The 12063-nt window shown below is 52.3% G+C and carries 10 protein-coding genes; 7 read left to right on the top strand and 3 right to left on the bottom strand.

The genetic code is table 11. The features are described 5' to 3' along the window. The first annotated feature begins 3 nt into the window (after positions 1–3). From WC891_02355 to WC891_02345, 3 genes are all read left to right on the top strand, one after another. Positions 4–2322, top strand: a complete 2319-nt coding sequence (locus tag WC891_02355) for an HD domain-containing phosphohydrolase (protein MFA5866795.1) — start codon at positions 4–6, stop codon at positions 2320–2322. Beyond that, a complete protein-coding gene (locus WC891_02350; GenBank protein ID MFA5866794.1) occupies positions 2322–3539 on the top strand; it encodes an aspartate kinase in 1218 nt (405 codons plus the stop codon). The genes WC891_02355 and WC891_02350 overlap by 1 nt, the downstream gene beginning before the upstream one ends. Positions 3540–3880: 341 nt before the next feature. Continuing rightward, a complete protein-coding gene (locus WC891_02345; GenBank protein ID MFA5866793.1) occupies positions 3881–4876 on the top strand; it encodes an aspartate-semialdehyde dehydrogenase in 996 nt (331 codons plus the stop codon). Positions 4877–4889: 13 nt separating this feature from the next. On the opposite strand, the gene WC891_02340 is transcribed toward WC891_02345, so the two are convergent. Beyond that, positions 4890–5957 carry a peptidase MA family metallohydrolase gene (locus tag WC891_02340; protein ID MFA5866792.1) on the bottom strand — a complete coding sequence of 356 codons (1068 nt, stop codon included), beginning with the start codon at positions 5955–5957 and terminating at the stop codon, positions 4890–4892. A 120-nt stretch (positions 5958–6077) separates the two neighbouring features. Between WC891_02340 and WC891_02335 the strand changes: the two genes are divergently transcribed. From WC891_02335 to WC891_02320, 4 genes are all read left to right on the top strand, one after another. Further along, the gene (locus tag WC891_02335) at positions 6078–6560 is read left to right on the top strand and encodes a TIGR00725 family protein (protein ID MFA5866791.1); all 483 of its coding nucleotides are present in this window, start codon (positions 6078–6080) and stop codon (positions 6558–6560) included. Further along, complete coding sequence (locus tag WC891_02330; protein ID MFA5866790.1) at positions 6560–7747, top strand: glycerate kinase; 1188 nt, start codon at positions 6560–6562, stop codon at positions 7745–7747. Before WC891_02335 ends, WC891_02330 begins: the two co-directional genes overlap by 1 nt. Before the next feature lie 568 nt (positions 7748–8315). Beyond that, positions 8316–9386 carry a three-Cys-motif partner protein TcmP gene (gene tcmP, locus WC891_02325; GenBank protein MFA5866789.1) on the top strand — a complete coding sequence of 357 codons (1071 nt, stop codon included), beginning with the start codon at positions 8316–8318 and terminating at the stop codon, positions 9384–9386. Between the two features lie 140 nt (positions 9387–9526). Beyond that, positions 9527–10234, top strand: a complete 708-nt coding sequence (locus WC891_02320; protein MFA5866788.1) for a radical SAM protein — start codon at positions 9527–9529, stop codon at positions 10232–10234. A gap of 2 nt (positions 10235–10236) precedes the next feature. On the opposite strand, the gene WC891_02315 is transcribed toward WC891_02320, so the two are convergent. Together WC891_02315 and WC891_02310 are read right to left on the bottom strand one after the other, a co-directional pair. Continuing rightward, on the bottom strand, positions 10237–11058 hold the full coding sequence (locus WC891_02315; GenBank protein ID MFA5866787.1) for an HAD-IIB family hydrolase: 822 nt from the start codon (positions 11056–11058) through the stop codon (positions 10237–10239). Beyond that, the gene (locus WC891_02310) at positions 11043–12038 is read right to left on the bottom strand and encodes a glucosyl-3-phosphoglycerate synthase (GenBank protein MFA5866786.1); all 996 of its coding nucleotides are present in this window, start codon (positions 12036–12038) and stop codon (positions 11043–11045) included. The genes WC891_02315 and WC891_02310 overlap by 16 nt, the downstream gene beginning before the upstream one ends. Positions 12039–12063 lie beyond the last annotated feature (25 nt).

The following is a 12063-nucleotide window of genomic DNA, read 5'->3' as shown; positions in this document are numbered from 1 at the left end:
AGAATGACTCGGGAAAAAGTCAAAGGCCGCTATGGGCTAAGAGGGCAGTTTCTAATCGTCCTGCTCGTAGCGGTCTTATTCTTGACTGTCTTATTGGTTGTTGGGGAGCTAATTGTTCCGGATTGGCTTGTCCAACGCGCCGGCGATAATACGGCCGGTTTGGCGGCCGTTGCCGCGGGTAGGGTAAGCCAGGCTTTACGACAAAACGCGTCGGCCATGGAAAGGCTGGCGGCTTTGCCGGGTATAGTAACCATGGATCCGGCCCAACAAACCCCGGTAATGGCTTTGGCCGAGGCAACAAACCCAGAAATCAAAGAGATGTTCGTCATCGACGCGAACGGCGTGATTATAGCGGCAACGCCGGAGCACCCTTCCTACGCGGCCGGACGAAATTTCAGCAACGCTGAATATTTTCGCAAGCCCATGGAAATGGGCAAACCGTTTTTCTCCGATGTCTTTATCGAAGGCCGCGATGTCCAAATAGTTGTCTCGGCGCCTATCAAGCAGGCTGACGGAACCCATAGTGGTACCCTTAACAGCGTTTTGTCGATGAGCGCCGGCGTCGTGGCCGAGTATCTTAAGAATTTAGATATCGGCCAAAGCGGGTACGCCGTTTTGGTCGATCGCCGGGGTTCGCTTGTCTGGCATCCCGACGAGACCCGCGTCGTCAAGCAAGAGAACATTCGCGGTTTCGTCGCGGTTAAAAATGTAGTGGCCGGAGAAACAGGGAGCGAAACCGGAGGCCTGGGGGGCGAGGGGACGATTGCCGGATACGTTCCGGTTAAAGCCACGGGCTTAGGTCTTCTGATTGTGAGACCGATCGAAGAGGCGCTGCCGGATCTTCTGTTGATGCGGTTAGTCGTTGTCTCGATCTACGTGATAGGTATCCTGTTGGCCGTGCTGATGTTCTGGCATGGTTCGGGCGTTGTCTTAAAGCCCATTCGCATGATTACGGAAGGCCTAGATCAGGCATCCGCGGGACAATATGACGTTGAAATTGAGGTCAAAAAGCCCCGCGAGATGGCTGAACTGGCGGCCTCTTTTAATCAGTTGGTCAGACTGACGGTTACCTCCAATGATGTCAGCCGGACGTTGAATAGCCTGGCCGATATAAGCGAAATCGAGAAATACGTCTTGAACAAAATGGACAGGATATTTCAGACCGAGGCAAGCGCCATTGTCCGCTTCAACGAACAAGGACAACTTCGAATCCATGCCTCGCGCGGATTCCCGGCCGAACGGGTTGACGCCCATAATCTGCTGAATACCGGTCTGGACGGAATGATCTATATGTTCGGCCAAGACGCGGTCACCAAGTTGTCTAAGGGCGACCGGGTGCTTCTGGAAACTGATCAGGTCAAAGCCCTTAAGACCATCGCCCCCGAGGGCGAAATCAAATATATTTATCTTTTTCCGCTGCTGGTGGCCAAGAAGTTGGATGGTGTGTTAATGGCCCTAAGCTCGTCTGAGACGCCCTTCACTGAGGAAAGCGTGAACATTGTCAGCGGTCTGGTTGACCAGGTTTCAGCCGCCGTTCATCGAAGCGATTTATATGAACGTCTATACCAGAGTTACGCCCAGACGACGAAAGCCATCTCCCGGGCTATTGACGCGAAGGACCCGTACAAGCAGGGCCATTCCGAAGGCGTCGCGGAGATAGCCGTAAAAATCGCCAAGAAAATGGGCTTGAGTGTGGACGCTGTCCACGGTGTAGAGATCGCCGCGTATCTTCACGATGTAGGGAAAATCGGCCTGAGCGAAGATCTCTTAAATAAGCCTGCTCAGCTGTCGGAAGAAGAGAAGGAACAGATCCGTCAGCATCCAGGCCTGGGTGTTTCTATCCTTGAGCCGATCGATTTCCCCTGGCCGGTTCTGGGGGCGGTGGGACACCATCATGAAAGGTTTGACGGAGAGGGCTACCCCGACAGTCTCGCCGGTGATAAGATTCCGCTGGAAGGCAGGATTCTGGCGGTCGCCGACGCCTATGAATCCATGGTATCGGACCGTCCGTACCGGTCAGCCCTGGAAACAGATGATATCGTAAAGGAATTCACCAAGGAATCAGGCCGGCAGTTCGATTCTGGTGCCGTGTCGGCGCTATTAGGCGTCATTCAAGATGAAATCAAAGAAGAACCGTCGGCCGCCGAAGCGATTTCCCAGGAACCGTTAGACGGCTTGCCGGAAGTCGCCACCGTTGAAGTCTCTGAAGAAGAACAGGGGCAAGAGATATCGTTTGAAAGCGCGGAAGCGCACGAAGCTCTCGAGGACGAACCAGCGGAAGGGCAGGATATATTGCCGTTGACTGAAAAGGCGGACGAATAGTGGCTATCGTAGTTCAGAAATTCGGCGGGAGTTCCGTCGCCAATATAGAGAGACTAAAGAATGTCGCCGAACGCGTCGTCAAACAGAAGGAAGCCGGCGATAAAGTCGTCGTTGTGGTGTCGGCGCTGGGCGATACGACCAACGAGCTGTTAGAGAAGGCACACGCTATCACCAAGAATCCCAGCGTGCGGGAAATGGACGTATTGCTGGCGACAGGTGAGCAGATTTCCATCGCGCTTCTGGCCATGGCCATACAAGCGCTCGGACACGACGCCATATCCTTCTCCGGCAGTCAAGCTGGTATCGTTACCGATACCAGCCATACCAAAGCCAAGATTGTAGACATTAAGACCGACCGGCTGTTGAAAGAGCTTAACAAGGGTAATATCGTTATAGTCGCCGGTTTTCAAGGAGCGACGGTCGACCACGATACGACGACGCTCGGTCGCGGCGGGTCGGACTTGACCGCCATTGCGCTGGCGGCCAGGCTGAAAGCCGCGTCATGTGATATTTTCACCGACGTCGAGGGTGTGTTTACCACTGACCCGCGGCTGGTTAAAGAAGCTCGCAAACTGCCGATGATCTCGTACGAAGAGATGCTGGAAATGGCGGCCAGCGGGGCTCAGGTTATGCAGCTAAGGGCAGTTGAATACGCGAGAAACTACGGGGTGCCGATCCACGTCCGATCGAGCTTTTCGGAAAATCCCGGCACTATTATCAAGGGGGAAAAGGACATGTTGGAGAAGCCGATTATCAGCGGTATATCATATGACGCCAGCCAGGCTAAAGTAACGATTCTAGACGTGCCGGACAAACCGGGTATTGCCGCCAAGGTTTTTAGCGCTTTGGCCAAAGACGGCGTAAATGTGGACACGATCATCCAGAATGTCAGCGCCGCTGGTTTCACCGACATCTCGTTCACCGTCGAAAGAGACAACCTCAAAGCGGCCAAAGCGACCGTTGAGAACCTGGTCCCGGCGCTGGGCGCGAAAGGTTCATTGTATGACGCCGACATGGCGACCGTGTCGCTTATCGGCGCTGGCATGAAGACGCATCCCGGTGTGGCGGCGGACATGTTCGGCGTCCTCTCAAAGAACAAAATAAACATTGAGATGATATCGACCTCTCCGATTAAGATATCCTGTGTCATCAAAAAAGATCAGGCAGGAATGGCCGTCAAAGAGCTGCACAAGCACTTCAAACTCGACAAAGGTTAAAAGAGACGAGCATGCGGCTCGCGGCCTACCATCGTTATTGCTTTGGGGTCAGGCCCTTTCTTCATAAGCGATAGGGCCTGACCCCGTGTTTCAAGTCGCCACGGCGAGCAAACAATGCTCTCCGCTCGTTAGTGATTCGTCCGCATGCTCGACCTTTAAAAGGGACTTTAAGGGAATCCCCTCTGATTTGCTATCCCACTCACCCCAGGTCACGGGTACTACATCGCTATATAGCGATGTAGTGGTCCTTTCTGACCAGGAATTATTGCTGCCCATTTTACGGCTTGCCTGTTCAGTGTATAATTAATTGATTATTGTCCGATTATAGAAAGGATTTCGCGGTGAAAGAGTATAATGTGGCGGTCGCCGGGGCGACCGGAGCCGTTGGTAATAAGATGCTGGAGATCCTGGATGAACGGGATTTTCCGGTTAAGTCTATCCGCTTATTGGCCAGCGAACGAAGCGTCGGCAAAAGGCTTAAGTTCCGCTGCGAGAACATCGAGGTCGAACAACTCACCCCGGATTCTTTTAAGGACATAGATATCGCGCTTTTCAGTTGCGGGAGCGCGCGGAGCAAAGAATTCGCGCCGCACGCGGCCGCGGCCGGAGCAGTTGTAATCGATAACTCCAGCGCCTGGCGGATGGATCCGGAGGTTCCTCTGGTTGTGCCGGAGGTCAATCCTGAAGACGTCAAGCTGCATAAAGGGATCATTGCCAACCCGAACTGTTCCACCATTGCCATGATCGTCCCGTTAAAGCCTTTGCATGACGCCGCTCGCGTCAAACGTGTCGTTGTCTCGACCTTCCAGTCGGTCAGCGGAACCGGGCAGAAAGCCATCGACGAACTCCGCCGTCAGACCGAGGCGATCGTTGCCGGCGACAAGCCGGAGGCTAACGTCTACCCGCAGCAAATCGCCTTCAACGTGCTGCCGCAGATTGAGACCTTCTTGCCGAACGGCTATACCACTGAAGAGATGAAACTTTTAAACGAGACTCGCAAAATGCTTCACGACGACGAGATTCGGGTCACCATGACCTGCGTCCGGGTACCTGTCTATATCTGCCACAGCGAAGCCGTCAACCTCGAGACCGAGAAGAAACTTACCGCCGCGCAGGCGCGCTCGATCCTGGAGAAGGCGCCGGGGGTAAAGGTAATGGACGATCCGGAGAACGGCGTCTGGCCAACTCCGCTTATCGGCGCCGGCCGGGACGAGTGTTTTGTCGGCCGGATCAGGGAAGACGAGTCGATCGAGAACGGGCTTAACTTGTGGCTGGTGTCGGATAATCTGCGGAAAGGGGCGGCGCTTAACGCCGTTCAGATCGCGGAGCTACTATAGAAGTTAAGGCGACCTAGCCCAGCGACTCCCGCCATTTCCTTTCTAAGTCTGACAAACCGGTTAGATCGGGTTTGTAAACATCGTTGATGACTTTGTTTGTTTCGCCGCCGTTCTGGATCTGGGCCGCCATCTTAACGAATTTGTCCATCCCGTAAGTGTTGATCATATAAGCGACGACGCTATAGCTCTCCGCGTAGAACAGGTTGACTTCTTCCGGGCCGGTATTGTCGGTCAGAACAAGTTGATTCAGCGGCAGACCGCCGCCCTGGACTATATCGGGACCGAAAGTCGCCCAGCGCGCGTCGATTTGCGTCGAATCGAATTTGGCTTCCTCGAATGACGATAGTCCCTCATGGAGCCAGTTGGGAATCTTGTTTCCGCTTCTCATGCGCTCAAAAAATATGGCGTGGGCAAGCTCGTGAGTCAAGTCTATCTGCACGTTTCCGGTTTCGTTTGCCTCAACCAGAACAATCGATTTCGTTTCGTAATCGGTCAAGGCCGCGCGGTTGGTCAGGACGTCAGGAAAGAGTTTCTGAAGTTCGTTGTTGTCCGCGACGATAATGATATTGAATTTTCCGCGGGCCATTACGTCCTTCTTATAGATAAGCGTGTCGCCAAGGATCTTGTTGAAATGGTCTTCAACATTAACAATGACCACATTGGCAAAGTCAGCGCTGTGATAGAAGATGTTGAAATTGTTGGTTTTGGCGACCTCAAATCCGTTCAGCTTGGAACCTAGAGAAATCGGTTTACTCAATACCTGATATGAAGCGATATAGTTGCCGAAGTACTGGTCTATACCACCCATGGAATAAACGATCCAGCCGCCGATTATAACCGCCAACAGCAACACGAGGGTATAGAGAAGCAGACGCATATCGAGCCGCTTCCGTTCTTCCACAGTCACCTGCTGCTTGGCGTTGTATTTCTCCACGGCGGACGGAGCGCATTCCTCGCAATACCGATGATTGCCGATGTCTTCCAGGCAAGCGTCACAAAAGTAGCCCCAGCATGTGGCGCAGCGGCCGTCGGCGTCAAGGATCGGATGGTTCTTGCATTTTTCGCCTAGATAACGATTCATAGAACTCCCGAAAATTCTGTCACTAAATTACTTTATCGTTAATTAACGGCCCTGTCATTAGCAAAATCGTCTCTCGTGGGAAGTGGTATAATCTAGCCGTCTTAGATTAGGGAGCGCACAATGAGTCCTATACCTATCTATATAGCGGTGGTCGGCTCGGGGCAATGCACCGATGAAGTCAAGGCGGAAGCCCGCGAGGTCGGCCGGCTGGTGGCCGCAGCCGAAGCCATTCTGATTTGCGGCGGACTTGGCGGCGTTATGGACGCCGCCGCCGAAGGCGCAAAATCGGCCGGCGGCATGACCGTAGGCATACTCCCGGACCATATTAGAGTGGGCGCCAGCCGTTTCCTAGATGTCTCAATCCCTTCCGGTATGGGCGAAATGCGAAACGCCCTGGTAGTGCGAGCTGCCGACGCCATCATCGCCGTACACGGCGAATACGGGACGCTTTCGGAAATCGCGCTGGCGATGAAGACCGGGAAACCGGTTATCGGTCTGAATACATGGGAGTTCTCCAGACCGAACAGCGATATCGAAAGTTTAATCCGGGCAAAAACCCCTAAAGAGGCGGTCGACATGGCCATAACGGCAGTGAGGGGTTAATGAGAATCCTAGTCGCCCCGGATAAATTCAAGGGTAGCCTGACCGCCTTGGAGGCAGCCCAGGCGATGGAACGAGGCATCCGAAGGGTCCTTCCGAACGCTCGCGTGGTTATGGTGCCGCTCGCTGACGGAGGCGAGGGAACCGTTGAGGCGATGGTCAATGTTCCCGGAGGCCAAACGATAAACATAACCGTTACGGGGCCGTTAGGCAACGCGGTCAGATCCAAATTCGGGCTTATCGGTCCGAGCGTTATCAGCCAGATGGGTTTGGGCGCCAAGGGAACCGGGATGTTCAGCGGCATTATAGAAATGGCGCTGGCTTCGGGTCTGGCGCTCGTGCCGCCCGACAAACGCAATCCGATGATCACGACAACGTACGGCACCGGCGAACTGATCCGGGCCGCTCTCCACGAAAACTGCATGAAAATAATCATCGGCATCGGAGGCAGCGCCACAACCGACGGAGGAATGGGCATGGCCCAGGCGTTGGGGGTCACTTTCTTCGACCCGAACGGCATGGAATTGGGTTTAGGAAGCGGCCAATATCTGTCTCAAGTTGCCGAGATCGACATAACCGGACTGGACAAAGGAGCGCGGGAAGCGACGATTATTATCGCCTCCGACGTCCGCAATCCGTTAAGCGGCCCCGACGGAGCGGCGGTGATTTACGGGCCGCAGAAAGGCGCGACTCCGGAAATGGTAAAACGCCTTGATGAAGGCATGGCGCACTACGCCTCGGTTATAAAAAAGCAATTGGGCGTTGATGTCGATGACGTTCCGGGCGCGGGCGCGGCAGGCGGTTTAGGAGCCGGCCTCATGGCTTTCTTGGGCGCCGAGATGCGGTCGGGCGTCGAGGTAATCATGGACGCGGTCTGGTTCGACCACAAACTCACCGATGTTGATCTGGTTTTGACCGGAGAGGGGAACATCGACGCGCAGACGGTTTTCGGAAAGGTTGTCGCGGGCGTCGCCAGACGTTCAAAGGCAAAAGGCATTCCGGTTATCGCCATCGGCGGCGGCGTTACTCCCGAAGCCGAACCGTTATTGGCCATCGGCGTCAAAGAGATGCATCAATTCGTGACGCCGGGGATGAGTTTCGAGTTCGCCGTTGACAACGCCGCTGTACTACTGGAGGACAAAACCGCCGAAGTCGTCTCAAGATTCATTCAGGATACTTCACAAAAATAGACGCGCATGCTGCCTGCCTGCCGCAGGCAGGCTCGCGGCCTACCATTGTTTTTGCTTTGGGGTGCTTTGGGGTCAGGCCCCAAAACCAGAGCTTCGATAAGGGGCCTGACCCCATAAGCGATAGGGCCTGACCCCGTGCTTCAAGTCGCTTCGCCAAGCAAACCATACTCTCCGCTCGTCCGTGATTTGTCCGCATGCTCGATCTTTAATATTCTTCGAGCGAGCGTAGCGAGCCGAGAAGTTCCCTCTCCCCTACGGGGAGAAGTAGCAAACGTTGTTGTGGAAAACCACTCCAGCACTCCAAAGCGCTGGAGTGGTTTTCCACAGGGTGTCGCCGCACTCTTTTTGGGGAAAGAGGAAGGAAACCCAGGGTCGAGGCTCCCACCCACACCTAAATCTAGACTCGTGCAAAAAGGCGCTCGATCTTAATATTCTTCGAGCGAGCGTGGCGAGTTGAGAAGTAAGAAACTCCCAGGCCCGGTGTCCTTCCCCACTAGGAACAAGCGTTGACATACGAACATATGTTTGATATTGTCCAGGCTAAAGATGGAAAGTGAGAGGCAAGGGTGTGAAAAAACCAACGGAGTTCTTTAAAGAGAAACGTCCATGGTCGAAGATGAAAGATGCGATTCTTGGAAAGTATCTTGTCCCTTACCTCGCAAAGGTAAAGAAGCTAGGTCAGGTAATCATAATTATCGACGGTTTTGCTGGATGCGGTAAGTATTCCGATGGCACTGATGGATCACCACTAATTATATGTAAGATTATTCAAAAAATGCAGAAGACCGGTGTGCAAGCATTTGGCGTCTTTATTGAAAAAGATGATAAGTGTTTTTCGACATTAGCCAATGAGCTCAAACCGTATGTTTCAGAGGAGATTGCGCTACCTGTCCCTGGTGATTTTGAGGCATTAACGTCTAAAATATCTGGTTTACCGCCAACGTCCCCGATGTTTATATACATTGACCCATTTGGATTAAAAGGCATGCGAATGTCACAGCTTGAGTCAGTTCTTGGGCGCGCAGTCCTTCAATCAACAGAGGTTTTAATAAATTTCAGCTTTCAGACTCTCTTGAGAGAGGCTAAAGTCTCGCCTGATCTTGTTCGTGATGTTATGGGTGGCGATGAGCATGAGGCAGTCTTAGAGGATTCAAGCTTGAAGTTGCGCGAAAAGGAAATACGAGTGCTTGAAATATATAAGGACAAGCACAGGAGGTATTTTAGATACGTAGGTTCTTGTCCCATTCTATATAAGGAAGACAAGGCCAAGTATCATTTGGTTTATGCGACAAATAATTTTGAAGGCATCAAGACGATGAACGATATTATGCATAATGAGGTAAATGCTTTCTACTCCGAAGGCAAGTTATTCCCAACGATGCCCGCTGAAGAGGAGAAAGACTTAAAGGTCCTGAGAACTCATATTGTTGATACGGTGAGAGCAGCAGGGCTTATTACTAGAGGGCAGATAAAGGAGATTCTTATTCCAAGTTTGTTCCGAATATATCACTCGGGCGATTATGGACGGATAATAGAGACGCTGATTGATGACGGAGTTCTTTATTCAGAGACTGGCAAGAAGAGAATCAATGACAATGTTAGACTTTCAATGACTCAATTTGAAACCCACAATGCTTAATAGGGCAGGATTATATGATGTTTAATGGATCTAGACTGGAACGAAAAACCCTCTTATATAAAAGCGGAGTCGAATACGCGGATTATGGGCTTAACCATGTTGAGGGCTGTTCGCATGGTTGTTTATATCCGTGCTACGCGATGATGCTCAAGAAACGTTGCGGAAAGATTAAGACTTACGAAGACTGGATTCAGCCGCGTATCGTCGAAAATGCACTTGAACTCCTCGATAAAGAACTTCCTCGACTGAAAGATAAGATTGAGTACGTCTTCATGTGCTTCACAACTGACCCCTTTATGCACAAGCAGCCAGCGATTCAACAGCTGTCATTAGAAATCTTAGCTAGACTCAACCAGGATGCTGTGAAAGCTGTGCTCATTAGCAAGGGTGTTTACCCGGCAGAGCTTTCCGAAAAGGTTTTCAATCAGGACAACGAATATGGCTCGACTGTTGTCTCACTTTCAGAAGATTTCCGGCAAAGGTTTGAGCCTTTCGCAGCTCCCGCGCAAGAGAGAATCGCTGGATTGAAGCGCTTGCACGATGCTGGTCTTAAGACTTGGATTAGTATCGAACCTTATCCAACACCGAACATCATTCGTCAGGACTTAAGTGAGATACTTGAGGCAATCTCATTTGTAGATCGAATTGTCTTCGGTAAATGGAACTATAACAAGCATGCAACTAGCTATACAGCCTACAAGGAGTTCTACAACTCGCAAGCAGAAAAGGTGATTAAATTCTGTAGCGCGCGAGGGATTGCATATCACATCAAAGAAGGAACAATTACCCTAGGAACAGAAACTGGAATTCCCCCCCACGGAATTGACAGCGCTCGCTGCTACATCTAAATCTATCTGCTAAGCGCTTCCCGGACCGAATCGGACCAGCCGAGGGTTTTGGGGCGGTCCGTTACGACGACATTATCAAGATCCTTAATCGCCGCGGCTAAAGCCGCGTCGGCGTTGACACCGTTCTTCATGAGGTAGAAAGTCCCCACTTCACCTGCCAGCGGGAGGTCGGCCCAGGAATCCCCCAGCGCGATCGTTTCATCCCGCTTAAATCCTCGAAGCTTCATGTCATAGCGCAGCGCGGCGGCTTTGTCGACGGATTCCGGAATCAAATGGTAGGCATGCAATTCCGCGAGATGGTTGAGGTTTTCGCTGCGCGACGCCAGTTGACCGTTATCGACCAGTTTCAGATCCATGTGGCCGTTTTCGGCCAACCAGGTATTGGCTTCCTCGAGGTCAATATACCCGCGTAAGAGATGTGAGTAAAACCGCATCTCTTTAGACCATGGAGTATGGTACTCAAGTTTATCGCCGAATTTTTGGAACAACTTTTGGGGTAAACCTCGATCGAGTATAGCCTCATAGACTGTTTTACCACCAGTCTCGAATCCTTCGACCAGCGGTATTATCTCTTTCCCTTGGTCGTAGATAATCTCCGCGCCAAGTTCGCTGATATAGTTGACAACGCCGATTACGCGGCCTGTTTCTCTTAACTGGTTTCTGTTCCGTCCGGATACGAAGACGACATCGATGCCGGCTTCGAAGGCGGCGGTCAACGTTGCCGCGGCCTCTAGGGTCCACATTCCATCGGCCGATTTCAAGAAGCAACCGCCCGGCCCGACCATGGTTCCGTCTATATCCGTATATATTACTTTGACGGCCATTTCGGCTTTTTCCCCTTTCGTTTCTCCAGATACTCAGGCCGGGTGTTCATCGGCGGCCGGTCTATTACTATTATGTCTTTGGCCTCGATCGAGTAGGTCTCACCATGATGTTCCACTTTGTTCATGGTAGTTGAGAAAGGTTTGCTCAGCTTAACCTTTTTGTCTCTTTCGAAACGTGTGAAAGCGGTTTGCATAATGCCGAAAGCCATCCGGCTCAAAGCTGGTAGAGTCTGATTGGCGTGAATCCTTGTCTCCAGGTTAACCTGGGCGATAGCCTCGGCGCCGAATTGCCCCGCGATGTCTATCAAGAGACCAGTTTCAACACCGTAACCGGTCGCGAAGGGAACACTCTCCAAGACCTCTCGTCGCCCCGCGTACTCACCGCTCAATGGCTGAACAAGACCGGACAGTTCCGGGTAGTAGAGGTTGAAAAGGGGCTTGGCGACCAGTTCGGTCACACGGCCGCCGCCGCTTGGCTTGGTCATGCCGCCTTCGGTCAGAGGCCGCTCGTAAAACCCTTTGACATAGCCGATGGACTTATCGGTCAGAAGAGGGCCGACTGTTCCGTAAACGAATCTCGGATGGATGTTTTTTATATCGGAATCCAGCCAGGCGATGATATCTCCGTTTAAGTGGTATAGACTGCGCCACAGGGCGTCGCCTTTGCCGCCCCCGGCCGGGAGATCGCCAAAGCCGTCGCCGTCATAGAAAACGGTGGCACCATATTTCTCGGCTATGGCTACGGTCGAGTCAGTAGAGCCGCCGTCGATAATGGCCAGCTCGTCGATCAAAGGGTATTCCTCGATCAGGATATCGCGCAGGACGCGGAGGATTAAATCGAGGGCCGGAGCGGAATTCAGGGTTGGCAAACACACGCTGACGGTGACCTTCTGCTTTTTCTTCAGCTTGATGAGCCGTGGTATATTGCCGAATTCTTGATGCCGGTAGGTCCGCTTGTCAAACCAGGCTTCGACGTCCAATAAACCTCCTCTTCACTTCACCTGC

The organism is Actinomycetota bacterium (genome assembly GCA_041658625.1).
Taxonomy (GTDB): Bacteria; Actinomycetota; JAHEXW01; order JAHEXW01; family JAHEXW01; genus JBAZZW01.
The sequence above is the reverse complement of the archived record's forward strand: the minus strand, read 5'-3'. Positions and strand labels throughout refer to the sequence as shown.